The organism is Paenibacillus sp. 1-18 (assembly GCF_000520755.1).
Lineage (GTDB): Bacteria > Bacillota > Bacilli > Paenibacillales > Paenibacillaceae > Paenibacillus > Paenibacillus brasilensis.
In genome coordinates, this window is sequence record NZ_ASSB01000067.1 from 1 (window position 1) to 25,089 (window position 25,089).

The 25,089-nt window shown below is 45.8% G+C and carries 23 protein-coding genes, 5 pseudogenes and 1 other annotated feature; of the genes and pseudogenes, 14 read left to right on the top strand and 14 right to left on the bottom strand.

Annotation, left to right across the window (positions count from 1 at the left end; all coding sequences use genetic code 11):
- Both L693_RS30420 and L693_RS32290 read left to right on the top strand, forming a co-directional pair.
- Nucleotides 1–557, top strand: a pseudogene (locus tag L693_RS30420) (N-acyl-D-glucosamine 2-epimerase); the annotation flags it as partial.
- Between the two features lie 98 nt (nucleotides 558–655).
- Nucleotides 656–880: pseudogene (locus tag L693_RS32290) on the top strand (MgtC/SapB family protein); the annotation flags it as partial.
- A 312-nt stretch (nucleotides 881–1,192) separates the two neighbouring features.
- Here the strand turns inward: L693_RS32290 and L693_RS0104395 are convergent.
- Complete coding sequence (locus L693_RS0104395; protein WP_025716231.1) at nucleotides 1,193–1,870, bottom strand: peptidylprolyl isomerase; 678 nt, start codon at nucleotides 1,868–1,870, stop codon at nucleotides 1,193–1,195.
- A 115-nt stretch (nucleotides 1,871–1,985) separates the two neighbouring features.
- Between L693_RS0104395 and L693_RS30425 the strand changes: the two genes are divergently transcribed.
- On the top strand, nucleotides 1,986–2,156 hold the full coding sequence (locus L693_RS30425) for a hypothetical protein (protein WP_167518709.1): 171 nt from the start codon (nucleotides 1,986–1,988) through the stop codon (nucleotides 2,154–2,156).
- 44 nt (nucleotides 2,157–2,200) lie between these two features.
- On the opposite strand, the gene L693_RS0104405 is transcribed toward L693_RS30425, so the two are convergent.
- The gene (locus tag L693_RS0104405; protein ID WP_025716232.1) at nucleotides 2,201–2,458 is read right to left on the bottom strand and encodes a YqkE family protein; all 258 of its coding nucleotides are present in this window, start codon (nucleotides 2,456–2,458) and stop codon (nucleotides 2,201–2,203) included.
- A gap of 165 nt (nucleotides 2,459–2,623) precedes the next feature.
- Here L693_RS0104405 and L693_RS0104410 point away from each other — a divergent pair, with 165 nt between their 5' ends.
- The gene (locus L693_RS0104410) at nucleotides 2,624–2,803 is read left to right on the top strand and encodes an aspartyl-phosphate phosphatase Spo0E family protein (protein WP_025716233.1); all 180 of its coding nucleotides are present in this window, start codon (nucleotides 2,624–2,626) and stop codon (nucleotides 2,801–2,803) included.
- Between the two features lie 17 nt (nucleotides 2,804–2,820).
- On the opposite strand, the gene L693_RS0104415 is transcribed toward L693_RS0104410, so the two are convergent.
- Nucleotides 2,821–3,735, bottom strand: a complete 915-nt coding sequence (locus L693_RS0104415; protein WP_025716234.1) for a DMT family transporter — start codon at nucleotides 3,733–3,735, stop codon at nucleotides 2,821–2,823.
- 159 nt (nucleotides 3,736–3,894) lie between these two features.
- Between L693_RS0104415 and L693_RS0104420 the strand changes: the two genes are divergently transcribed.
- Nucleotides 3,895–4,746 (top strand): TrmB family transcriptional regulator, encoded by an 852-nt coding sequence (locus tag L693_RS0104420; RefSeq protein ID WP_025716235.1) that lies wholly within the window; start codon nucleotides 3,895–3,897, stop codon nucleotides 4,744–4,746.
- 99 nt (nucleotides 4,747–4,845) lie between these two features.
- On the opposite strand, the pseudogene L693_RS0104425 reads toward L693_RS0104420, so the two are convergent.
- From L693_RS0104425 to L693_RS0104440, 4 genes and pseudogenes are all read right to left on the bottom strand, one after another.
- Nucleotides 4,846–6,003: pseudogene (locus L693_RS0104425) on the bottom strand (nucleoside hydrolase-like domain-containing protein); the annotation flags it as partial.
- Nucleotides 6,004–6,242: 239 nt separating this feature from the next.
- Nucleotides 6,243–7,325, bottom strand: a complete 1,083-nt coding sequence (locus L693_RS0104430; protein ID WP_025716236.1) for a bifunctional 3-deoxy-7-phosphoheptulonate synthase/chorismate mutase — start codon at nucleotides 7,323–7,325, stop codon at nucleotides 6,243–6,245.
- An 86-nt stretch (nucleotides 7,326–7,411) separates the two neighbouring features.
- Nucleotides 7,412–7,684: a binding site (T-box leader), on the bottom strand.
- 395 nt (nucleotides 7,685–8,079) lie between these two features.
- A complete protein-coding gene (locus L693_RS0104435) occupies nucleotides 8,080–8,268 on the bottom strand; it encodes a hypothetical protein (protein WP_025716237.1) in 189 nt (62 codons plus the stop codon).
- Nucleotides 8,269–8,342: 74 nt separating this feature from the next.
- Nucleotides 8,343–8,573, bottom strand: a complete 231-nt coding sequence (locus L693_RS0104440) for a hypothetical protein (protein WP_025716238.1) — start codon at nucleotides 8,571–8,573, stop codon at nucleotides 8,343–8,345.
- A 428-nt stretch (nucleotides 8,574–9,001) separates the two neighbouring features.
- Here L693_RS0104440 and L693_RS0104445 point away from each other — a divergent pair, with 428 nt between their 5' ends.
- Nucleotides 9,002–10,891 carry a sensor histidine kinase gene (locus L693_RS0104445; protein ID WP_025716239.1) on the top strand — a complete coding sequence of 630 codons (1,890 nt, stop codon included), beginning with the start codon at nucleotides 9,002–9,004 and terminating at the stop codon, nucleotides 10,889–10,891.
- Nucleotides 10,892–10,989: 98 nt separating this feature from the next.
- Here the strand turns inward: L693_RS0104445 and L693_RS0104450 are convergent, their stop codons facing one another.
- The 3 genes and pseudogenes from L693_RS0104450 to L693_RS32045 form a co-directional block, all read right to left on the bottom strand.
- Nucleotides 10,990–11,226 (bottom strand): NHLP leader peptide family RiPP precursor, encoded by a 237-nt coding sequence (locus tag L693_RS0104450; protein WP_025685186.1) that lies wholly within the window; start codon nucleotides 11,224–11,226, stop codon nucleotides 10,990–10,992.
- 75 nt (nucleotides 11,227–11,301) lie between these two features.
- Nucleotides 11,302–12,237: a hypothetical protein gene (locus L693_RS0104455; RefSeq protein ID WP_025716240.1), complete on the bottom strand. Its 936-nt coding sequence runs from the start codon at nucleotides 12,235–12,237 to the stop codon at nucleotides 11,302–11,304.
- Between the two features lie 142 nt (nucleotides 12,238–12,379).
- A pseudogene (locus L693_RS32045) lies at nucleotides 12,380–13,324 on the bottom strand (glycoside hydrolase family 11 protein).
- 329 nt (nucleotides 13,325–13,653) lie between these two features.
- Here L693_RS32045 and L693_RS0104465 point away from each other — a divergent pair.
- Entirely contained in the window at nucleotides 13,654–14,166 is a 513-nt protein-coding gene (locus L693_RS0104465; RefSeq protein WP_025716241.1) for a hypothetical protein, read from the top strand.
- A 670-nt stretch (nucleotides 14,167–14,836) separates the two neighbouring features.
- Here the strand turns inward: L693_RS0104465 and L693_RS0104470 are convergent.
- On the bottom strand, nucleotides 14,837–16,063 hold the full coding sequence (locus L693_RS0104470; protein WP_025716242.1) for an acyltransferase: 1,227 nt from the start codon (nucleotides 16,061–16,063) through the stop codon (nucleotides 14,837–14,839).
- A 204-nt stretch (nucleotides 16,064–16,267) separates the two neighbouring features.
- Here L693_RS0104470 and L693_RS0104475 point away from each other — a divergent pair, with 204 nt between their 5' ends.
- From L693_RS0104475 to hcp, 4 genes are all read left to right on the top strand, one after another.
- Nucleotides 16,268–17,275: a substrate-binding domain-containing protein gene (locus L693_RS0104475; RefSeq protein ID WP_025716243.1), complete on the top strand. Its 1,008-nt coding sequence runs from the start codon at nucleotides 16,268–16,270 to the stop codon at nucleotides 17,273–17,275.
- Nucleotides 17,256–19,334, top strand: coding sequence for a histidine kinase (locus L693_RS0104480; RefSeq protein WP_025716244.1), 2,079 nt, complete (start codon nucleotides 17,256–17,258; stop codon nucleotides 19,332–19,334). The genes L693_RS0104475 and L693_RS0104480 overlap by 20 nt, the downstream gene beginning before the upstream one ends.
- Nucleotides 19,309–20,565, top strand: coding sequence for a response regulator (locus L693_RS0104485; RefSeq protein ID WP_231503519.1), 1,257 nt, complete (start codon nucleotides 19,309–19,311; stop codon nucleotides 20,563–20,565). The genes L693_RS0104480 and L693_RS0104485 overlap by 26 nt, the downstream gene beginning before the upstream one ends.
- 95 nt (nucleotides 20,566–20,660) lie before the next feature.
- Nucleotides 20,661–21,953, top strand: coding sequence for a hydroxylamine reductase (gene hcp, locus L693_RS0104490; protein ID WP_025716246.1), 1,293 nt, complete (start codon nucleotides 20,661–20,663; stop codon nucleotides 21,951–21,953).
- A 200-nt stretch (nucleotides 21,954–22,153) separates the two neighbouring features.
- Here hcp and L693_RS0104495 read toward each other — a convergent pair whose 3' ends face one another.
- The 3 genes from L693_RS0104495 to L693_RS0104505 form a co-directional block, all read right to left on the bottom strand.
- Nucleotides 22,154–22,405, bottom strand: coding sequence for a hypothetical protein (locus tag L693_RS0104495; protein ID WP_025716247.1), 252 nt, complete (start codon nucleotides 22,403–22,405; stop codon nucleotides 22,154–22,156).
- A 60-nt stretch (nucleotides 22,406–22,465) separates the two neighbouring features.
- A complete protein-coding gene (locus tag L693_RS0104500; protein WP_025716248.1) occupies nucleotides 22,466–22,813 on the bottom strand; it encodes a hypothetical protein in 348 nt (115 codons plus the stop codon).
- A gap of 162 nt (nucleotides 22,814–22,975) precedes the next feature.
- Entirely contained in the window at nucleotides 22,976–23,323 is a 348-nt protein-coding gene (locus L693_RS0104505; RefSeq protein ID WP_025716249.1) for a helix-turn-helix domain-containing protein, read from the bottom strand.
- Between the two features lie 209 nt (nucleotides 23,324–23,532).
- On the opposite strand from L693_RS0104505, the gene L693_RS0104510 reads away from it, so the two are divergent.
- The 3 genes and pseudogenes from L693_RS0104510 to L693_RS0104520 all read left to right on the top strand — a co-directional run bounded on the left by L693_RS0104510 (nucleotide 23,533) and on the right by L693_RS0104520 (nucleotide 25,005).
- Nucleotides 23,533–24,048 (top strand): HEPN domain-containing protein, encoded by a 516-nt coding sequence (locus L693_RS0104510; RefSeq protein WP_025716250.1) that lies wholly within the window; start codon nucleotides 23,533–23,535, stop codon nucleotides 24,046–24,048.
- A gap of 19 nt (nucleotides 24,049–24,067) precedes the next feature.
- Nucleotides 24,068–24,172, top strand: a pseudogene (locus tag L693_RS28805) (nucleoside triphosphate pyrophosphohydrolase); the annotation flags it as partial.
- A gap of 2 nt (nucleotides 24,173–24,174) precedes the next feature.
- Nucleotides 24,175–25,005 (top strand): AraC family transcriptional regulator, encoded by an 831-nt coding sequence (locus tag L693_RS0104520; RefSeq protein ID WP_025716251.1) that lies wholly within the window; start codon nucleotides 24,175–24,177, stop codon nucleotides 25,003–25,005.
- The last annotated feature ends 84 nt before the right edge of the window (nucleotides 25,006–25,089 follow it).

Genomic DNA, 25,089 nt, shown 5'->3' on the forward strand with positions numbered 1-25,089 from the left:
ACGGCTATGCCCGCATTGCGCAGTCGATACGCGCCGCTTATCCTGACCTGCCCCTCGGGGTGCAGGCTGATATCGGTTCCCTCGCGCGCATGGTTCGTGACCGCGAGTGGACGCGGCGGTTTGCAGCTGCTGCGCTGGAGGGCGGCTACGCTGCCTGGACCGCCTATGAATATCATCTGGGTGGCTATATGTATGATGAGCCGCCCAGACCGCTTAGGGCAGAGCGAACGGCCGCTGATGAGCTGATTGTTTCCTTCAGCAAGCGGATTGCCACGCCGTCTGTAGATGAGCTGCGCCTCTGGAGTCGGGAGGGCGCAACAGGCACAACTGACACAGCTAGCCATCTGAGAGTTACGGTGAGCAACGATTCACTGACACCGCTGGAGCTTGTCGATGCTGTGGCAGACGGCAACCGTCTACTGCTGCACATACGCCATTTACCGTCAAGAGCGTTCAGCCTGAGACTTGATGGTGTGCAGGACACACCGGAACGGTGGCTGCTGAAGGGCAGAAAAGGACATCGCAACCTTCCCAAGCATGAGGTGGAAGTTCCTTAAAATTTGGGTAATAACAAAATAACAGCTGTATAAACGGCTCATCTGCCGTGCATTTGAATTGTTTTCAAGACATTATCATATAGTGGAGTGAACTAAGTATGTGGGATTGGGACTATCTGATTCGGGTCATGTTTGCCGGGCTATGCGGCGCGTTAATCGGCTATGAACGGAAAAGTCGGATGAAGGAAGCGGGCATACGCACGCATTTTATTGTTGGGATTGGCGCAGCGCTCATGATGGTGGTATCCAAATACGGCTTTCAGGATCAAACAGCTTGGCCTAATTTGTCGCTGGACCCTTCGCGAGTTGCGGCACAGGTCATTATCAGTCCTTGCTCCATAGCCGTTTTTATCAGCTGGCTACCCCATTTACGCGGCAGGTCGTAGTCATAGCGGAGAATGAGCCGGGTATACTGAATCAGATCAAGGAGCTTATGAAGCGCAAGAGGCTGTTGATTCAGAGTCGAACGCTGACAATGGCCCCAGGGTGATAAAAAAAGGATAAAATAATGATTGAAAACGCTTCCTTTTGTGTATATACTCTTACTACATCACAGAGACTGCAGCTTAGAAAGCATCAGGTGATATGCAAAAGCGACCTCATGCGTATGCACAAGGTCGTTGCTGCTATTTCGTTTACTTTACTTTGACTGGAGCCGGATATTTTTTACCCAGCGTGTCCACGGTTACTTTTTTCATCGTAGCTGGTTTGATCGGCTTGTCGTTGCTGTCCCGTTTGGAGTTGACGATGGCATCGACCACTTCCATCCCGGACGTCACTTTACCGAAAGCAGCATATTGACCGTCGAGGTAGTCCGCATCGGCAACCATGATGAAAAATTGTGATCCGGCTGAATCCAGATCCGCTGAGCGGGCCATGGATAATACACCACGTGTGTGTTTGAGCGTGTTGTTGAAGCCATTGCTCTTGAACTCACCTTTGATACTGTAGCCTGGACCACCTGTACCATTACCTTGCGGATCGCCACCCTGAATCATAAAGCCCGGAATTACACGATGGAAGATCGTACCGTTGTAAGCTCCCTCTTGCACCAGGGAAATGAAATTGTTAACGGTATTCGGTGCTACTTCAGGGTACAGCTCAAGTTTAATCTTTTTACCATCGTTCATGACAATCGTAACGATAGGATGGGAAACAGGTTTACTTTTGTCTTTCGTCGCGGCAGGGGTTGTACTGCTTGTCCGGCTTGCGGCTTCTACATCTGTCGCTTTTGTGCCACATCCGGCAACCAGCACGAGCATGGTAGCCAGCAGGCAGAGCATATACCAAGGACGTATTGTTTTTCGGATCATTTGAATTCCTCCTGAAAGATTAGATGTGTAAAATCCTAATTATAGTTTGGGGCAGCGCAGAACACTTTTCCGTTTTCTATCATACCTTTTTTTGTTGGGCTTGGGAAATACGGGTTTGAATACCGTATTCTTGGCCCATACTGCTGCTATTCCCAAGGAAAGGGGCAGGATTATGGTGGAGGTAGACAAAAAGCTGGCTAAAGGTCTTATATGGGGGATGGCGTTCAGTCTGCCGGTTTGGGTAGGGGTGCTGTACTCGGTACAACACATCCGTGACTGGCTATAATATAATCGAGCGTGGAGATAAGCCAAAACCGGGGTGGTTTTGGCTTATTTATATTTGTGCCAATCCAAATTGGTGTTATTCAGCAGATGCTCAAAGTTGTTGTCTAGCTTCTTCTGTTCTGCCTTTTTTGCTTCGAGGGCACGCTGCCGCTCGTCTTCCTTACGCTTGTCCTGCTCTGCTTGGGCTTCATTCGCCTGAGCCTTAAGCTTATTCAGCACATCCTGACTCAGCAGATCCTTCAACGTAGCAGGCTTGTCTTGAGCCGCTGGAGCGGGCATCGACGAATTTCTCTTTTTAGCCATGTCATCATCTCCATTCCATTCGATTATATCAGCTTCTACGTGGTTGTTCCACGATAGAAGAATAAGGTCTTTTTTTGTGCTAATAGATAATTATCCCAAACCTTTACTTTTAGTTAACTTATCCATAACCCACTAAACTAATCATATGACAAGGAGGGATATATTATGATAGGAGACGACATTTTACGTCAAAAGCTGGAAAAAGCTCGTCAAAAGCTGTATGTTTTACAGGCAAAACATGGCTTCGGCCATGCCAGTGTGCTTAGACAGTCTGCAATTTTGGATAACCTCATCAATCAATATAACCGCCATTTTTATATAAAAGAAAAAAAGCCGACTGCATAAATGCAACCGACTTATTCTCATTGCTCCTTTTGTTTGCTGTTTATTTGATGTGCACTCAGCAGGACGCCGATAATGACGACCATACCGCCAATGATTTGGCGCCATGTAATTGTTTCTTGTAATAGTAACACAGAGAATAGCACCCCAAATATCGGAACCAAATTCATCAACGAAACGGAGCTGCTCGGTGCCAGCTTGATTAAGCCATAGTTGTAGAGCAAAAATGCAATAACAGAGCAGAACACACCCAGATATATTAACAATGTTAACGATGCCGTTGTTGGAGCCTGCCAACTATCCTTTTCCAATAGGGCCAGTGGTATGAAAAAGATACTGCCTGCAACGGTTTGATAAAAAGATAACGTCACAGGCGGGTATTTGTCCACAACCTTGCGCGTCATAAAAGTATAAAATGCCCATGCAAAACCTGTTCCAATCAATATCAAATTCCCAATGAGTTGATTTTTTCCACCCGAGCCTTCGCTGACCGAGGTCAAGAAATATACCCCTATCATAGCCAGTGCGATGCCGCAGATTTTATATTTGGATATTCTTACTTTATACAAAATGAGTTCAAGCAGCGATGTTATCGCGGGATATGACGCGACAATCAATGCTGCATTGGAAGCGGTAGTCAGGCTAACCCCTATATTCTCCATTGAGAAATAAAGAGTGATTCCCAAAACACCACTAAATGAAATCGTAGCCAAATCCTTTGGCTTCACTTTGACATATTCTTTTTTGATAAGCAATACGATACCCAGCACAATGGAAGCTATGATAAATCTGGACAGACCCAATGTAAGAGGGGGGAAACTAATATAGGCCGCTTTTGTGGCAATAAACGACGTGCTCCAGATCAGCAGGGCCAGAATCGTAGAACCATAGTAGATTCGGCTGCTTTGGCTGTGGTTAGCTATGACCTTGTTCAAGTAAAAATCCTCCCTGAGATGACCTCTTGTGAAATTGAAATAGTGACTACTATAGTGACTACTAAAGTAACTACTATTAAAAAAATAGTGCGTATACCGGATTTTGTCAAGGGGAAATGATATAGTAGGGATGAACAATTGAATTGAGGAGAATCCGTCATGAAACCAAAACCTAATGTATTAGACATTCTACGTGATCTGAATTTTAGTGAATATGAAGCCAAAGCTTATGTGACCTTATTGGAGAGTTCTCCACTTTCGGGATACGCTGTTTCATTGAATTCCGGAGTACCGAGATCCAAAATTTATGAGGTTTTGTCAGGAATGGTTAACCGCGGGGATATTATCGTAAGTCAAGAAAATACGCCGCTTTATGTGCCGCTCCCGCCGCATGAATTGATTGCCCAAAGAAAACGCAGAGCAGAGCAGATTTTCAATGTGGCGCAGGAGAGTTTGGAGCAGTACACAGCATCGTTTCAAAATAGAGAGAATATTTGGAATATATCAGGCTATGAAGCCATTATCAATCGCATAAATGAAGGGGTAAAGGGAGCCAAACACCGGATTTTGCTGGAAATTTGGAAAGAGGATGCTGAGGTGTTCAGGGATACCCTTGAGCAAGCCGCACAACAAGGAATTGAAGTGATTATTGTAGCATACGGGGAACTTAACTTTGATTTCGCTACCGTGTACCATCATGATATGAGTGAGGAGATTACGTCTGAAATTGGCGGTCGGTGGATTGTACTCAGCATAGATGACCGGGAGGTTGTAGCGGGTATACTTTCCCTCGGTGACGATAGCCGTGCTGCATGGTCATTGCATCCTGGCCTTGTGTTGCCAATTACGGAAGTGATTATTCATGATATTTATATCATGGAAATATTGTATGAATTCCGTGAAGAGCTGGAGGCCAAGTTCGGCCCTAATCTGATCCATCTTCGCAATAAATTCGCCATGGGCCCGAATGGTAAAGGATATTATGTGCCTATGACTGAGAAAAAGCCTTGAACGTGTAGAGCATACCCGCAGAATGATAATGATATGCATAAATAAAAGGCTCATGGAAGCTGTACTTCCCATGAGCCTTTGTATTGGACGTTCGGTCTGTTATTTTACGGTTACAATCACACGCTGATAATGTTTTAAAGTGTGTTTTCCATTGTCCTGCACTTCTGCAATGATATGAATCGTATTTCCTGATTTAGCATCTGCAGGAACGGTAAAGCTTACTGTATTCGTGTCACTACCTTGCAAGTCAATGGTGTTTAACTTCTCATCCTTCGCTACTTCTTGATGAAGTCCGAGCTGCATGTTCCCCGCCATTTCAGGTTTAACCTGTGCTGGCTTTACTTTAGAATCTTCATACGTATCTGCTTCAAAATATCTCCACCACTTATAGGTTAATGAATTACCATCCGGTTCGGACCCTTCAGCATGCAGCGTGATTTTTTCCCCTGGTTTAGCAGTAAGATCCAATCCTTCTTTAATGGTCAACGTTGGATTGTGGTTCGCATCTTTGTAGTCGGACGCAATCGCCCAATCCGCACGAGCAGCGAAGTCATTTTGAATATCATCGAACCATCGCATCAGCGAATATTCTGCTTCGAATCTTTTCGTATATACATCGTAATCTAGTACCGTATTTCTAAATAATTTATCGTTAACGACACCAAAACGGCCTCCCCAGCCTCCATAGGTTGGGTTTTCCATACTCCGCAAGCCATTATCAATCAGATAGAAGAAGGACGGAGAATCCCCTTCCGAAATAAAATCATACTTGTCGTATTGAGGATTTTTCTTTAAGTAGGCTTCACTGCCTCTTTGTTCTTTATCCAATTCACCTTTAATGATTTTTCCATCACCCATCAAGGCGTACATATTCAGCAGCTTGCCGTGACCATCCTGGATATTTTTGAAATTCCATTCTCCATGCAGCTTGCTGTTTACTTCCTCCGTATGCATTTTCCAGGCATAGGCGGGATGCCAGAAGTTAGATTGATCATTGATAATTCTAATGTCAGGCCAATTTTTTGCAATGTAGTTATTGTAGCTATCGTCTTGGTCCAAAATGATATACAGCACGAGCTTATCACTTACTTTTTTTTGAATCGTTTCCCATTGATCTGTATTTTTATATTCGTCTTCAATGGACTTTAGAGCTCTGGCTGTGGTATTGGTTCCACCCCAAGTTTGAACGTATAAATCTCTTTTATCATCATCTAGGAATAGTGTTTTAAGGAAATCGGAGCCTTCCGTTTCTTTCTCTCATTTCTGTTCCCCTCTCTGAGTTTCTACTTGATGTTTTTGAGGATGATAACCATGTAGGCATTCCTTTTATTCGTAATTTGGATATAAAAAAAACCTAAATACATATATGCTTCAGAAAAAATGGAGCATACATATATCTAGGTTTTGCCTGCATGATCAGTCACAATCCTGTTTAGATTCTACATCATAACCAGAGAAAATGAAAGCGGTTTATGAATCCTTGCATAAAATTAGTTTTATGCTTTGAATAAACCGGATTCTTTTACTTCCGACATGAATTTATTGAACTCAGGAATGTTCAGCTGTTGCTGTGCATCGGACAGAGCCACTGCCGGATTCGGATGAACTTCCACCATAATGCCGTCAGCTCCAGCAGCCAGTGCGGCTTTGGCGCAAGGGGCAAGAATGTCCTTACGTCCTGTGGAGTGAGTCACGTCTACCAGTACAGGCAGATGGCTTTCCTTTTTCAAAATCGGTACAGCGGAAATGTCCAGCGTGTTGCGGGTCCATTTTTCATACGTGCGAATACCGCGCTCAATCAGCATGACTTGCGTGTTGCCACGAGAAACGATGTATTCCGCTGCATGAAGGAATTCTTCCATGGTTGCAGCCAGTCCGCGCTTGAGCAGAACCGGAGTTCTGGTTTCACCCGCAGCCTTGAGCAGCTCAAAGTTATGCATGTTGCGTGCACCGATTTGAATGATGTCGATGTATTGGATGGCTTCCTCCAAATGTCTTGGATCGACGATTTCACTAATCGTCGCCAGCCCGAACTCATCGCCTACGCGCTTGAGAATTTGCAGACCTTCAATGCCCAGCCCTTGGAAATCGTACGGAGACGTACGCGGCTTGAACGCACCGCCACGCAGAATCGGTACACCTGCCTCTTTGAGAGCCGCTCCCACTTCGCGAGTTTGCTGGTAGCTTTCCACAGAGCAGGGACCTGCAACCATGATGGAGGCTTTGCCGCCCACCAAGGTATCTTTGACCTTAATGACCGTGCTGTCCGGCTGATTTTTGCGGCTGACGATCAGATGCTTTTTGTGCTCTTCTTTTTGATAGTTCAGAGAAGCCTTGAAAATATCTTTGAACAATTGGCGAATCGTAGCATCGTCAAAAGGTCCACGGTTAGCCGCGATCAGCTTATCCAGCATTTGCTGCTCACGTACCGGATCAAAGTCGGGTACCCCTTGCGCTTCCTTCAATTTTCCGAGTTGTCCCGCCAGTTCAGCACGTTGGGACAGCAGCTCCAGCAATTGCAAGTTTGTCGCATCGAGCTGTTCCCGCAACAGCTCCAAAGAATTTTCATTGGTTGACATACAGTACACCCTTCCCGAATTTAAATTTGTTTTTTCTGTTAGCTCATAGGCTTTTTGGCAGAAAATAACACAAAAAGGCACTCGTCGCAAGGGACGAATGCCGTGGTACCACCCTAATTACAGAAGTGTACATACGAGTCGTCAACGACAATTCAGGCGACGGCAGTACTTCTGAGCTTGATGCCCGTAACGGGGGCTTCCGGAAACCTCTAATGCGGACAAAGGAATGAATCCTTTTGTCGGTTCAAGGCTCGACTCGGGAGTGAATTTCAACGCGGGATTACGGTACGCTCTCAGCAATTCGTACCTTTCTGTGGGAATCCAGTTAGACGTTTACTTGTCTCCGTCCATGTCTTTGTTCATGGTATTCAAAAGATTTGAATCTTATTTTAAACAAAGTAGGTGCAGAAGGCAAGCCCTGTTTATCCGGTACAGTTTTCGCCCTTGATTTGAATCGGTTATAATGTGTACAGCAACGGCTCGGCATAGGCCGTTTTCATTGGACACGTCGTGAGGCCGATCTGCACGCGCTTGCCCAGGTTGCGGGGATGTTTGCGGAAATTTATGACCCTTACTGTGGTAATGATCATACCAAATCTGCAGCATGGAATGAGATGGTAGAGAGATTGGAAGCGAAGTCGACGGTAGCGTTGCTGCCATTGTAATATACGAAGCTAAAAAGGGTGCCCCTCAAGCCAAGTATCATCTGTGTGGCTTGTGCAGCACCCTTTTTGCATTCCCTATCCGCTTTTTCTTATCTGCCTCGATCTCTGGGCACAGGCTTTGCCGATGCGACTCCTCGTGGGTTGTCTTCGGTAAAATCCTGCATAGGATCAGTCGTAATCGTCTTGTCCGCAGACCTGCGATCGTCTTCTTCCACAGGATTTAAGGCTTTGTAACGTTGGTACTCCATATCGGCCTGAGACATTGGATCTTTATACATAGGGACCAGTCAACTTCTTCCAGTGTTTAATCTTTATTACCTGTTTAGGAGGGGAGGTAAACGTTATCCTGGATCTAATCCTCATCCCCGTCGCTACCGTTCAACAAATCTGTACCATGCAGGAATTCGGCAGGAGCGGAAGGGTCGACGGTACTGCCTGGTGTCAGTTCATCAGCGTCAGGGATATTTTCCAGTTGGGTATCCGGTCCTGCGGTCAGATTCTCCCAGTTGGTTTCCGCGTTTTGCAGGGAAGGCTCAAAATTATAGTCATGCAGCTCAGTGGTGCGATCGTCACGTTTGGCCATGTTGCTCAGCTCCTTTACTTTTGATGCTTATTTCGACCTTACCCAAACAGTAGAAAGGCTAAACCTTGAGTTAGTGTGTCTGTCAAAGGTTAAAATCATGCGAAAGGGAATATGGCATTCACGATAAACGTTTTTTTCGTAACCGCTGTGATATGATAAAGAGGAGAGGGAGGGATATGAATTGGAATGGTCATGTCCGGGCCGATGATTAGCCATGGGGCTCAGAAAGCAGATGGAGTGCCACGAGCAAGAAATGATTATTAACCAATATAAAGATTTTACAAATAATGAGTAAAAAGAACATGATACCCTTCTTTTGAAGAAGGTATGTACATCATCGTATAGAATAATATTATTTCAGGACGTTTAAAATTGTAAAAATGCATACAAATTTGTAAATCCTACTTTGTAACTTTGAGGTGCTTAACATGAGGCATGTGCCCAAAGCTGTCGCCGCTCTGCTGGCGGTCATTGTGATGCTAATGTCGCTCAGCCACCCCGTCTTTGCGGCAAAAACGACCCCGGAAAGAAAAAGCAAGATACTTTCATGGGATATGAGATGGGGAGTGGAAGGGGAGGATGGCTCCTTAGATGAGGTAAGGGACCCTAGCAAGACCTGGATGCATATTCAGGAAGATTCACAGTTGCCCAAGCAGCCTGGCAATATCGGCTCTGCCTGGATTCGTATTCGTCTGCCATCACTTAATGATGAAACGCCAGCGGTGCTTTTTGAAAATATCTATGGCCGGCATATTACGCTGTATAAGGATGGCATCAATTTTTACGAATCCTACCGTGGGTACAATTATGAAAATAATCGTATTCTGATTCCGTTGAAACCGGAAGATAGCGGTAAAACATTATACATATGGACGGAAAGCAGCCATAATAGACTGGGTATTATCGGAAATGTGATCACTGGTGATTATCGTAAATTGCTGGGGACTTTGGTCAGAATGGATGTTTTGGATATCGTATTGGGCAGCACGTTCATATTCATGGCTCTCGTACTGTTGATCTGTTCTTTCTTTCTGTTCCGTCCGAGCATGGCCATGTGGCTGTCCCTCAGCGCAATTGTACTGTCCATTGGTTTGATGATTGTGACGTATTCGCCTTTTCTGTATACGTTCTATCGCAGCTATGGCAAGCTGTATTTACAGCTCTTTGATGTGGGAATGTTCATCTTGTTGCCTTCATTAGCGTATTTTTTTGAACAAAATATCAGTTCGATTCTACTGATTCGCAAGTTTCGAAAGGTTCTAACTGCTTACTCCTTGTTCTGCTTTACCATGATGATTGTGAATTTGGGTGCACAGGAGCGGTTAAACGATGTATATTATTTTTTCAGTGTAACCGTCCTGAGCGTATTGCTCGTGGCTTTACTTGCACTGCTAGTGTTTGCTTCGGTTCGTATGGCGCTTAAGGGAGATCATGAAGCGATTATTTTATCGGTAGGCTTTGCTTTTTTCGCTGTCATCTCCGTTGGTGAACTGACCTGGTTCTTCATCCGGGAAGGGCACTATAATATGTTCCTGTGGAAATGGGGCGTGTTCGGCTTTGTGCTGGCGTTGATTGCGATTTTGGGTAGAAGACTGGCAGAAAAGCATAATCAGGTGGTTCGCTATTCCAGAGAGCTGGAGATGTTCAATAATGAGCTTCAACGTTCGGAGAAAATGGAGATCATCAGCGATCTGGCTGCATCTGTAGCGCATGAGGTACGTAATCCGCTTCAAGTGACTCGCGGATTTCTCCAGCTCATGAGTAAGCAGGAGGATGGCAAAAACAAAGATTATCTGCATATTGCGCTGGAGGAGCTGGATAGGGCTTCCGCGATTATTACCGATTTTCTAACCTTTGCCAAACCGGAATTTGAACAAACCAAAACGCTGACTATATTAGATGAATTCAAGCATATTGAAGGAATCATTAGTCCGATGGCTAATTTGCAGGGCGGTAAAATTTCGCTGGATATTCCCCAGGAAATCAAAGTACGTGGGAATTCCTCCAAGTTCAAGCAGGCGTTCATCAATATTATCAAAAACAGCATTGAAGCGCTGCGAGATCAGGGTCATATTCATATATGGGCTTATGTGGATAATGGAGAAGCTGTCATTCATATTCGGGATAATGGCGAAGGAATGGATGCTCAGACCTTATCCAGACTAGGTGAGCCTTATTTTTCGAATAAGACAAAAGGCACGGGTCTGGGGATGATGGTGACCTTTCGGATTATTGAAACGATGAATGGTAAAATATCTTTTACAAGTGCAAAAGGGGTGGGAACAGAAGCGACCATCCGCTTCCCCGTAGCCGGATAATATCCGGCTTTTTGCGTTCGGAGAAAACGAAAGGAAGCTTGCTGAACCCACCCGTGTGTGATTAATAATTGTAATACGAGTATGTTACGAAAATCAAATTACCACATCGAGCGAGGTTTCCGGGATGAAGCAAGTACGCCGGAAGGGTCTGGAGGGATGACCAGATAAAACTGATCAGGTGTTTCCTCTAACGTTTTGATTTGGATATGATCGGGGATCACGACCCCTAACACATCACGGATTGCAGATTTGGGATCTGTCATTAGTTTTTCTCTAAAACTGGCATCCTCCCAAGCTTTTTGAATGACTTGTGTTTGAAGAACTTCAGTAGCCATCAAAAATCACCCTCTCATTCAATTGGTTATATTTACCCAGTCAGTATACCACGAAAGACTCATCAAAATCTAGAATTATTTCATATTTCTGGAGAGCCAAAAATCGAGTCCGCCTCTTCTCAAATGCGAGCGTCCGCTTTCAATTTCTACGGCTTCTTCGGCCAGTTCTTCCGCGATGGAACGTGCAAACATACGCAGGCCGGGGATGGGAGGCTCCATAGATTCCAACTGCTGGACTGCCTGATCAGCAACTCCTGCATAACTGGTAAGCATGCCACGTACATATATCGCTTCCTGAATCATTTCTGGATTCAATCCGTCACGATAAGCCTTCTTTTGCTCGGCACTGATATGGGACAATAGGCAATTGTAGCTATTTTCGTCCCAGTCTTCCGACCAATCAGCCCAATCATCCGACATTTGGAGCACAAGCAGTGCCGTATCCGTCATAGCTGTAATGGTCTGGACTAGGTCGCCACGGCCTGCCAGCAGTAAAGCGCCTGTTCCGGCCATTTTTAACGGACTTGCTTTCAGCGCCACCCGATGTCGATTCCCTTGAAAATGGTCCTCTGTTCCCTCGGATGTCACACCAACGGCCCATTCTCCGACATAGGTTTGGGCATGTGACCAAAAAGGAGAGGACGCGGGAAAAAGGTCCCGATAAATGCTTAGACATTCGGTATAAAATAGCTGGCTTAAGGCGAGTTGCGATTTACAGTTGTCTGCTGCTGTGTCCATCACATCATCCTGAATTAAATAGTGAGCCATGACAAACACGTTGCCAAGTGAGAGCTTTCGGCATATTTCGGGAGACAGTCCGGTGATTTCTTGCAGCCAAAAGGGAAGCAAGTAGCATATGTAGTTCCGTGTGCTGTCTTCACGCAATGGATTAAAACGAGCCAGATAGTCAAGACCCTGATGCTGAAACGGAGCAGGAAACGCAGCTGTTCGCTCCTCCGCTTGGCGAAACACGTCCTCTAATTCCTGTTTGTACGCAAAATACCATTCCATCGCTATCACCTGCATCTCTTATGGATATATTTATAGCGATTTCTAGTTGTTAACTGCCATTGTATAACAGATTGCAATTTTCAAGATGTTGTTATTTTTATAATAAGGAGTATGCAAAAAATATATAAAGTGCTTCGGGATTTTAGTTGATCTCCAAATAATCAATGTAAGCATCCCATGTCCCGTTATCGGCTGTTACAACGAGTTCAATCTCTTGATTTCCGGTTCCATGGCTGACATTGTTTAGGGTATAGACCGCAGGATTGCTCCCACCGAAGTAGAAGGTGCCCTTTGTCTGTCCACCGATTTTTAAGTCGACTCTGGCCATGTTGGAGTTATTCGAAGCACCACGGAGTGAAAAACTATGGGTTCCGCTGGAGAAATTCTGCGTATATTTCACCAAATCATTGTTGGCATATAAAGCGACTCCGTTGAACGGCGAACTGATATTCCCGGTGTACTGACCACCTTTGGTCATACTCTCCGTTTCCACTTTCGTACTTGTGTTTGGAGGAGTAGTAGTTCCGCCGCCGGAGTTGCCGCCGATCGTAATTGTATTACTAGTCACAGTAGCAGTTCCACTGCTTTGATATCCCTCTACCGTAAGCGAAACTTCATATATCTTACCCATTTTCATTTCCAAGTTTCCCTATTTTTTGAAGTGTTCGCTAACAGATATGGTTCCGCTCGTGCGCTTTGACGTCCGGACACTCCAATACTGCTTAAAAGTTGTATTGCCTTTAATGGAAGGTTGGTTGACTCGAATGGTCTCATAGATGTGTTATGTCCCCCCGTCAACGGCAATGGTGCCCTTTGACGTTGCTCCCGGCGGAAGCCAGTTGCCCCAGCTATCGACGATGTAATATTCTACGAGCGAGTCAACCGTCCACCCATAGACACATAAATACGAATTGCCGTTTGGTTGGTAGTCGGCACTGAACGTGCCACCACTATCGAGAGTCATACTTGTGGTCCCGGAATCCTTCCATAACTCATAGTAGTAGCCGTCTTGGATACCACTTTGATTTGAGGTGATCGTTGTTGCCGCCTGTTCAGTTACCGCTGGCAATGTAAGCAAGAAACAAATTTATGATGCTTTGCAGCCCGTAGTAAACCAAAATGCATCATTTACTTCCATAAATTTAATTGTAAGCTGTTACTAAAATATTTTATCATAGCTTCCTTAATATTTAACCTGCAAAAATTTAAGTTCTACTGTAAAAAGTTTAGTGATTTAATTCCTGCTCACTCTCCATGACAAGGAGCCAGAGTAGATTGAAGAAATGTAATCATGATAGAAATTTGCATGAGATCGTTTTTTTACCGTTTTATGGTTACTTAACAGGCGTGAAAACGAATAAAAATAGCGGAAAGAGAAAATATTAGATGAAAAAGAATGAAAGAAGGGTATGCAACATGAAAAAACAATGGAAATTGATCGCTGCTACTCTGTATGGAGGAGTGATGATGTATGGTAGTGCGGGGACGGCCGGAGCTTCTGGTATAGAAACGGGTCTCCAGATGCAAGCTCTTACTCCCAACAACTTGATTCAAGGTAAGGATGGTCAAGGGAACACGGAGCCACAGGACTGCCATCGACAAGGGCATGCTCACAAGCATGGGCATGGGAAACGGCCTGGGGGCTGGAATCATCACCTGAACGAAAAAGTAGCCAAGCTTTTGGGCATCACTCCTGCCCAGTTGGAAAATGAGCTGAGACAAGGGAAATCGTTGGCCGATATCGCTAAAAGCAAAGGAATCAAAGAGGAGCAGCTCATTGATAAGCTGAAAAATGAAATGACCGTCGATCTGAAACGACTCGTTAACCGTAAAGGCCCGATTACATTTGACCGTAAGTCCGGGTCTCCACATGAAGCTCAATTGAAGCAGGAGTCAGGGACACCTTCAACCTCGGTTCACGAAAACTAGACTAAAAAGGGATGTCTGGTGGGTTTGAGCTATGGTCAAGCATGTGAGGAAAATTGGCAAACAAAAGGTAGGCGTTTTCTGGAGTAATCCGGAAACGCCCTTGTGAGCTGGCCAAGTAAGAAATATAAGAAATTATATGAAAGTACGGATTTTGGCGGCGCGCAAAAATGCTATAGTCCTTCCTACTAATGAAAAGTTGGAATAACCAGTCTCTTGAGATCAACGAGCGACTGGTTATTTAGTTTTGCTGGAATGTGAGTTGAGCGATACCTATAACAGCTTTTAAGCTGGGAAATACGCCCTTGGGATACACCGAGCTATTCAGCATATTCGCCTTGCTTGGCTGTTGGATACTCGCGCATAAGCCTTTTTAGCTTCTCAGCCAAATATTTTGAAGACGACCGATTGACTCCTTTTTCTTTGTGTGTAGGTTTCCCATCCCCCATTCCTTTTATGCAAAACTGTGACTTCTCCCACATAACGTTTATGATTATTGTATAAAATGACTTATTTTAAAATAAAACACATGTTCATGTCATAAAATGTTAATAAGCCGGGGGATGGCGTGTTAGACCAAGCCGACAAAAAAGCAGAGCTCCATAAGAGAGCCCTGCAAAAGTCTTGATTTTGATTGAATCAGAACTCCGAACTGGAAAACGGCCCTTATAGATCAGCCAAGCTCCTGCGTGCCTTTGGAAGCACGTTTGGACGAAGGAAACTGGAACCGAGGCGAGCGCCAGTTCAACCGCTGGCGACCTTTGGAGCCGACAATCCAGTTGCCTCCCGGCAGATGGGCAAACAGCCAGCTGATACCCAGAGAAGCACTTGCCACGACAATAAAAGTGATCAGCGTGGCTGTAAAATGATGATCACCCAGTGAAAGCGGGCGTGTGTAATAGGATATGAAGGACAGCACGAGTGCATGTACCAGATATCCGCCGAAGGAATAACGTCCGATCCAGTTTAGCATGCGGAGAAACGGCTCGGAGCGCTTGTCTTTTTGCAAATGGAGCAGTAGTCCGTACAGCAAAAGCAGCTGCGAGACAATCAGCACAAAGGTGCTCGGTTTAAGATAGGTGGAGATATTAAGATTAATCTTATCGCCTGACTGGATCAGCATGGTGTGACCCATGAGCATGAACAAGCCAATAAAAACAAATACATTCCAAGGTAACGTCTGTTGGGCCAGTCCCCGCCACGTGTCCGTCATATAGGCGCACACTGCGCCCAGCATAAAATAGAAAAAGTACATGACAAAGTTATAGGTCCGGTAATCTAGCAGGGCCTGCCAAAAGGACGGCAACCGGGTACTCCATACAGACATGTCATAGTAGGACCACTGTAACAGCAGTGCATAGGCCGCAGCGGCTACCAGCATGACAGCCAAAACAAGCTGCTTGCGTCTTTTCATGCTATAACGACGTAGAAACGCTTGCACCTGCCCGGTCGCTTTTGCAAATAAGGGAAACAAAATATAAAACTGAAAAATCATCACCACAAACCACAAATGATATCCGCTGACAGGTATAATCATTTCCTTTAACATGCCTTTGTAAAAATAAATATTTCCCCACTGCGCAGTCGACCAGTTCTGAGTACATAGCCAATAAACGACCGTCCAGCAGAGAAATGGAACATAAATATCTCGAAACCGTCTGCCAATGTAACGGGAATAGCCAATCGGTTTGTTACCATTATAAAAAAGCAGCGCCGCAGACAGGAAAACGAACGTTGGTGTACCGAAGCGTGTCAAATGGTACAGCATTGCGAGCATAACGGAATCTGGCTGCTGAATGTCGCTGCGATAAATATATTCGCCAATGCAATGCTGAAGCACGACAGCGAGGTAGGCAAGACCCCGCAGTTCTGTCCACTCCGCGATACGCGGCTTGCTCATCTATATCACTCCTTTTCCAAAAGAATCGTATAGGGTCAATAACACAATTGTAGGTAGTGTAACGCAGGAACATTAGTGCAGGATTAACGTTACCTGAAAGTTGGAAGAGTGGAAGTGGTTCCAATTTGGTATGATTGCGTTTACAATCTAGTTGAAATCACAGAAAATTCACAACTTGAGGAACCGTACGGAAGAGGTGGGCAAATGAAAAAAACGCTGCTGGTATATATGCTGCTGATTGCGGTCTTTGCGCTCTATGTGTTCAGGTATGAACAATCGGGGCCCTTGAAGGGAGCTTGGGAGGAAAAAGGGCTCCGAGGCAATATCGGAGAAACCTATATGATGATTACGTTCAAGTCTGGCTTGGAGTATTGGAAAAGCGGTCTCAAGGGTTTTGAGGATGCTGGCGATGCCTTGGGGGTGACTGTGGAGTATCGAGGAGCTACCGGTTATGATGCTCAGGAACAGACGACTGTCATTGAACAGGCGATTGCCCGTAAGCCAGCAGGGATTGCGATTTCCGCGATTGATCCTCACTCCCTGATCCCGGCGATTAATAAGGCACTGGATGCGGGCATTCCTGTGGTGTTGTTTGATGCAGGAGCACCGGGCAGCCGGGCGTATTCTTTTTTGGGAACGGATAATTATAAGGCGGGCGTAACCGCAGCGGATAAAATGGCAGAGCTGTTGGGACGGGAAGGTGAAGTCGCCGTTCTGACCCTGCCTGGTCAGCAAAACCATGAGGAACGCTCGCGAGGCTTTCGTGATACCATTCAGCGGCAGTATTCTGCCATGAAGGTGGTAGAAGTAGCAGATGGTCACGCAGACGCGCTGGTATCCCGGAATGAGTCGCTTCGATTGATGAAGGCTTATCCGAAACTGGCGGGTATTTTTGTAACCGAGGCGACGGGAGCTACAGGGGTGGGTGAAGCGGTGCTCAGCCAAAAGAACCGCCATCCGCTAAAAATCATTTCTTTTGATACGAACAAGGCGACATTGGATATGATTCGTGGAGGAACAATCTCGGCGATAATTGCGCAGGGAACATGGAATATGGGGTATTGGTCGCTTCAATATCTATTCCATTTGCACCATCATTTGACGATTCCGGCCCCCTCCTCCTCCGGTGATAACGCCCCGCTGCCCGTGCGGGTGGATACAGGCATTTCCGTTGTTACAAGGAAGAATGTAGATGATTATTATGCGAAATGACGATCGACAGAAGAGGAAAAAGCAAAGCTTGATTTCTGAAATATGGAAGCGTATCCACACAGAAATGGGCAAAAGGATGCAGCAGCTGCGATTGTGCAATATGCCTTTACGATATCAGCTGATGCTGTTGTTTCTGTTGTTTGGCATCGTGCCTTCATTGGGATTAGGTCTGCTCGTCAACTGGACGGTAGAACGGATTATTGAGCGGCAGGTGGAAGACCATACGATGCAGTTGATTGGCAAGGTGAACGAGGCGTTAGATACCAAAATGGAAAATCTGCAGAACATGACGTATCTGATTGGTTTTAACCCGGATATCGGGGAGTTTTGGCAAGGCCGGACGCTGGCCGACGGCCATGCAGGTCGTGTCGATCATACGAGTGCAGTAAAACCGGAAGAGCAGAGGGGACGGGCGCAGAACTCGGCTACCTTACCCAATCAGGCAGCAAGCTCTGTACAGGCACAGGATACGCTATATGAAATGAAACAATTTCTGCAGGGCTTTACTACCTTATATCCCGAGATTGCCGGGATTCTAATTGTGAACGAGAACGGTGACTATATCAGCAACGAAATGTATGCCCGAAGCACGCGCAGCCTGACCGAAGAGGATTGGTACCAACAGGCAGCGCAGCATGCCGGTATCTTCACCGTGCTGGGGCAGCCGAGCCACCGTAATGTGACTACTCATGTCCGGTATAAGGACAGTGAAATTGTATCTGTCGTCCGTTCGGTCACGGATTCGGAGACGGGACGCGTGTTGGGCGTGGTTATGATTGATCTCAAGCTGCGGGCTGTGTCGCAGGCTGCCAGAGACGTGACCTTGGGCAAAACAGGGTATTTAATGGTAACAGATGCCGAGGGACGCAGCGTCTATATGCCGGATATGCCGCTGATTGAGCGTATTCCCCCGGGATGGTTCGGGTCAGGTGACAGCGGGATGTTTACCCGTCAAGCCGGAGGTCGGAAGCTGCTGTTTATGTTCCGTACTTCCGAATTTACAGGCTGGAGAACGGTTGGGGTATTCCCGGCAGGGGAATCGACGCTGGAGGTGCGGCAAATTAAATTCTACGTCGTCTGTTTTGTTTTCATTGTATGTCTGTTTGGCTTAACGGCATCCTTGCGCTTATCGAGTTCTATTGCGCAGCCGATATTCCGGCTGATGTCCTATATGCGGACGGCAGAGACCGGAGATCTTACGGTTCGTCAGTGGAGTGATCGCGGGGATGAGATCGGATTGCTGGGCCGGAGCTTTAACCGGATGCTGGAGCAAATTCGCCGTCTCATGTCGCTCAGCGAGCTTCGGGAACGGCAAAAACGAGATGCCGAGCTGCGTAGTCTTCAAGAGCATATTAAGCCGCATTTTCTATACAATACGCTAGATACGATTCATTGGATGGCCCGAAAAAATGGGGCAGACGGCGTATCCGACATGGTCGGGGCGCTGTCAAAATTGTTCCGCCTCGGACTGAGCAAGGGAGATGACTTTGTTCCGCTTCGCTCCGAGATGGAGCATATTTCAAGCTATATGCAAATCCAGCGAACCCGGTATCGGGACAGACTTCGCTGGGAATTGATCGTATCCGAGGAGCTTGAGGAGCTGTTTGTGCTAAAGCTAATTCTTCAGCCTGTGATGGAGAATGCCATTTATCACGGCATCAAGGCCAGACGCGGCCCCGGTACAATTCGTGTGGAAGCGAAAGCTAACGGCGACAAGCTGCTGCTGACGGTTCGTGACGATGGTGCAGGCATGACGGCAGAAAGGCTGCGTGAGCTGCAGAATTTGCTGGAAATGCCGCTGGAGGCGATGGAACAACAGCAGAAGAAAAGCAGATCCAATGTGAACGGCAGAAGCTACGGCATGCTGAATGTACAGGCGCGCATCCGATTATCCTTTGGCGAGGAATATGGAATTGTACTGGAGAGTGAAGTAGGAACAGGGACCTGCGTTACAATCATTCATCCGTTGCTGCGGGATATGGGACAACTGAGGAAGCCTCATGAAAAAGGAGAGGATCAGGATGACAAATTCAATGACTACAGAAACGGAACAACGTAACACGGAAAAACGTTACCGGGTACTTATTGCAGACGATGAGCCGATCATCCGTGAAGGGATACGGGATTGCGTAGACTGGGCGGCTCTCGGCATGGAGGTTGCAGATGAGGCGGAGGACGGTGAAGAAGCGCTGGAGCTGGCGGTTCGGCTTGGCATCGACATTTTGCTGGTCGATATGAATATGCCGATCATGGACGGGATTGAGCTGATTCGGCATCTGCGGGAAGAACGTCCGGATTGCCGCTGCCTGATCATCTCCGGGCATGATGAATTTGCTTATGCACAGGAGGCTGTGCGGCTTGGTGTAGAAGACTATATTTTGAAGCCGGTGGATGCGGAGCAGCTTCATACTGCATTGTCACGGCTCGGTCATCGGCTCGACGAAGATCGCAAGCGTGCCGCTTATGTAGAGCAAGCTGCCGAGCAGATACAGCGAAATATTCCGTTGCTGCGCCAGCTCTTTTGTCTGGAATGGCTGGAAGGGCAGCACACGGGGAAAGACGTCATGGAGCAGCTGGCGTTTTTACGTCTTCCATCCGAGGCGCCTGTTCAGATCGGTGTGGTGCGGTGGCCTGCTATAGAGACACGACAAGCGATTATGCGCGAAAATGACCGCCAGTTGTTTCTTTTTGCCGCAGAAAATATCATTGCCGAGCTGCTGGAGGACCGGCCACATGTACTGTTTCGCGATGCGAACGGGCTGATTGGTATATGCCTGTGGCGGGAGGCACCAGAGACGATCGGCGCTTCCATAGAGCAGGCGATGGGGCGCTATCTGAATATAGCGGTTCATACTCATGTGGAGCCAAATGCCGGGGGGCTGGAAGGTGCGGTGGACGCGTTCCGGGTGTGCCGTGACTGTGTGTACGGCGAATCGCAGCTATCTCCACTGGTGCGCCGGGCGCAGCAGCTTATTCAGGAAGGCTATGCCGATCGGGAGCTGACGTTGGAGGCTCTGGCCTCGCGTCTACAGGTATCCGCTGTGTACCTCAGTCGTGTGCTCAAAAAGGAGCTTAACGATAGCTTCGTGACCCTCGTCACGCGTGCCCGTATCCGCAAAGCGGTGCAATTGCTGGACTCGACAACGCTGTCCATTTATGATATAGCAGAGCGCACCGGATACGACAGCCAGCACTATTTTAGCACCGCTTTTAAAAAGGCCATGGGTGTTTCCCCGGTGCAGTACCGAAAAGGTGGTGGAATCGGGGTCAGCGTGTCGGATCAGGAGTGACCTGAAAATGTGTGTGTAATCACACCTTATCATTTGGGGCTCTGTTACGCTAAGGATAACGAATAAGTATCTATCAATATTTGGAGGAAAACGATATGTTTTGTTATCAGTGTGAACAGACGCCAAGTGGCGGGTGTACTGTCGTTGGGGTATGCGGTAAAAATGAAACCATAGCAAGCTTGCAGGATACGATGATTTTTGCATTAAAAGGCATTGCTGCTTATGCGACCCACGCCAGACAGCTAGGCTATAGCGACCCCGAGGTGGATCGTATCACGCACGAAGCGCTATATATGACCTTAACCAATTCTAACTTTAATGTACAAGAGCATTTGGAAATGGCAATGAAGGTCGGAAATGCGGCTGTACGGATCATGGATGTGCTGGATCGTGCGCATACGGATCGTTTTGGCATTCCACAGCCGATTACCGTCAGCCAGAATAAAATCGAAGGTCAATGCATTGTCGTAACCGGACATAATCTGTATGCGCTAGAGGAATTGCTGCGGCAGACTGAAGGAAAGGGTATCAACATCTATACCCACTCGGAAATGCTCCCAGCCCACGGTTATCCTGCGTTGAAGAAATATGCGCATCTCAAAGGCAATATCGGCAAGGCCTGGTACGATCAACGCAGATTGTTCGAGGAGTTCCCGGGTGCGATTCTTGCCACGACGAACTGTGTCATGCCGATTAAAGGCACGTATGCAGACCGCTTCTTCTCTTATGAAGTAGCCGGGCTGGAGGGTGTCGCCAAAATTGTGAATGATGATTTCTCTCCACTGATTGAGCGCGCGTTGGCCCTGCCAGCCGCAGATGTAGAGTCTGAACAGGTGCTTACGACAGGATACCATCATGAGACGGTCATCGGGCTGGCTCCCGAGATTATTCAAGCGGTTAAAGATGGACATATCCGCCGTTTCTTCGTCATTGCAGGCTGTGACGCACCAGGCAAAGGTGGCAATTATTATCGCGAGCTGGCCACATCCTTGCCGAACGATACGGTCATTCTGACCACATCCTGCGGTAAATTCCGCTTTAATGATGTGGATTACGGCACAGTTGGAGATACTGGCATTCCGCGTTATATTGATCTGGGACAATGCAACAATTCCGGTTCCACGGTGAAAATTGCTTTGGCGCTTGCTGATGCTTTTGGCTGTACAGTGAATGAGCTGCCGGTCAGCATCGTGTTGTCCTGGTTTGAGCAAAAGGCGGTGGCGATCCTGCTGGGCTTGTTCAGCCTTGGCATTCAGGACATCCGCATCGGACCCAAACCGCCCGAGTTTATCTCGTCGGGTGTGTTGGATGTACTTGTGGAGATGTTTGGCTTGAAGCTGATTACGACAGCGGAGGAAGATATGAAGGCGATGCTGGCGTTGTCGTAGGAGTGATAGAAAATAGCGATTTGTTTTGGAACTATTCGTCCGTAATTAATTGCTTTGTGAGAGGTCGTGTGATTGCACGGCTTCTTTTTCTTCTTATCTCAGAAATGACTTTTATGTATATGTGAATCCATTTTTTGGAACAAAAAGCCGATTTAACTACCTAATACGTAGTCTAATCGGCTCAATTCCAAATAAGAAATTTAAAATCGCTTTTCATATTCCACAACGGATGGTAACATTCCTTTTCTCATTTCATCAGCCAGAATCGAAACATTCATTTGCACGCTAGAAGCAGTATACTCTTCAGAGCATCCTGACTTATGGCATAATAGGAATGGGACATTACGAATAACATAGTTGTTTCCGCCAGACTCGCTCCAAGAGATGTTTTTCATTTGTTCTTCCATCATCATTCCGCATCTGCAACGAATCTTATCTGCAACGATAGCCATCGCAACCCCTCCTTATTCAATAACAATATTATAGCACATCGGTATAGCTTATAAACATGATCAGGAATCCAAGCCCAATAATTCTCGCTGAAAAACTCTAAGTTTATTTCTAATTTCAGGGGTATCCATTAGCGATGTTGTAAGCTCACTTATATGTTCATTAGTCACTGTGATGACTTTAATGTGTTCTCGATCAACCATCTCAAACGATACCGAGATTTTAAATTTCTCTCCATATCCAGTATGAATCAATGTGTAGGTAAGGTTTGTGAATCCCTTCCATTCCGCCTGATGATCCACAATATCACTTTCAATTACTAATTGAATAACAAGTAATATACTATCGAAAGTTGGTAGGGTTCCCTTTGGCAATTTATCCACTCGGACAGGCAATTCTTTCTCTTGCATGTCGGGAGAAGATGATGATATCGTCCTTAACTAACTCTCGGCTATCCTTTGAAGCTACCAATCCATTTTTCAGAAATATTCCCTTGTTGATGACTTTATCTCATTTCATTCATGACAAAAAGAGTGGCTGTCACCACTCTCGATTAATGTTTCCAAGATAACTCAACGTTCATCGAATCTTATAAATATATCCGTAAGAATTTTTAATGCCATTTCCGTATCTTTGGCTTCACGCGTTCTCAGTAGAGTCAAAATATTTTTGATACTCAAATCTTCTTCGGTAAGCTCATCATTTTCCTTCACATATGTAAGTAATTGATAAACGCTCACGTTCAATGCTTTCGCTATTTTTTCTAGATTTTTCAAAGATATATTTCTCTCTGCACGCTCGATAAAACCGATATAACTTGAATTGAATCCTGCTTTTTCGGCTAAGGCTTCTTGAGAAAGCCCTTGGGATTTCCGAATATCGCGAATGCGTGTACCGACCAATTCTAGGAGTTCAGACATGATTACACCTCTCTTTAGTTAGAAGTGTAGAGAAAGTATTACATGTAATTAATAACTGTTAGTAAGTAAATTGATTTAAAGACTACTATGTAGTAATATTTTTTTATAAAGCTTTTCCGATTAGCTAGAAAATTATACATTTTAATGGTTCATAACTATGCTATGTTGCTCACAGTGTTTATGAAATTTATATTCAGGAGTTGATTCCCATGAAAAATTACTCCTTAAGCCCGCGCTTACATAGTGATCCAGATTTCACATTCCCCACCTACGGCGACTCCAATATATTGAATTGCATCATGGATTTTCAAAAGCTTGCCCAATATCAAATACAGCTTGCACAGATGATGCGCAATCATAATCAGTTTGATAACTGCCTCGTTCTTTGTGATCGAGCGATGTTTTCTATGGCGAAGGCCATTTATGTTCATCGAAATCAGGTCATTCCTTCATCCTTTAACCTATCCATAAGCAATCTGCTCAGGTTAATCCACATGGATGCTGAGTCGAGTTTAGATATCGTGCTGTTTATGAGTACAGTCCATTATCTTATTTCCCGAGACGATGGTGCATCTAAAAGGACGGTGAAGCCGGAGGAGGTAGACAGGCTGCTTAATAGAACGGACCATATTTTAAAGCGCTTATCACGGAGAATGGTAGCTAATCCAACGGAGCAGTATAATAGCGAAAAGGGAGATATTGGTTACAGCTTAAAGACTCTATAGCAGAAAGGGTGCATTTCATATGCGTACTTATAACAAGCTGGTGCGTGATAAGATTCCTCACCTGATTACAGCTCAGGGCAAGGAATGCAGCACGCGCATTTTGGACCCAGCGGAATATAAACAGGGATGAATATCAATAAGCTTTTCTTTCACATTCACTACTGCAATAGCAGTAAATTCAAAGAAACTGGAAGATACCCGAGAAAGTTCACGAGAACCCTCTCGCATCATGAGTTCGTCCTTGTTACCGAAGGGGCGGGTAATATCGTCATCGGGGGGAAAACCTATCCGCTCAAACAAGGAATGCTGTTCTACATTAGCCCGGGTGTAATGCATTCTTTGGACCCGGATCCGAAGGATCCTCCCTGTTTCCTAACCGTACATTTTAGCTATGCGCAAGTGAATTTCAATGATGGCCAATGGGACATTACAGACGAGCCTCGAATGCTTCCCCTGCATGCTGCCCAAGAATTAAAGGATGCTTATTCTGTCCAGGATCTTTTTCATAAATTAGTGGACTGCTGGGATGGAAAGCTTCCAGGGTACGAACTCATGAGCAGAACCTTGCTTCAGCAATTAGGGATTGCCATTTTTCAAAGCGTAAGAAAGCAACAGTGGAGTGGCTCCAATTCTCGAAAAATGGAAAAAATCATCCAATATATGCATCAGCATGTAAGCAGTAAGATTACCTTAACCGAATTGTCGGAGATGGTACAATTATCACCTACTTATCTGTCCCGGACTTTTAAGGAGACGACAGGGTATGCTGTCATTGAATTTTTTAACAAGATTAAAATAGATAAAGCCAAAGAACTGCTGATTGAAGGAGATAAAAAAGTAAAGGAAGTGGCACAGGCGCTTGGATTTACGGATGAATTTTATTTCAGCAGATTATTTAAAAGAATGGAAGGGATAAGCCCGTCAGAATATTACAGCAAAAATGTCCATGGAGTTTAATATTGTGCATGGTATAAGGCCAAACTGCAAGCTAATATAAGGGTGTTATTGTTCATGACTGTTGTACAAGGACACTTGCATATG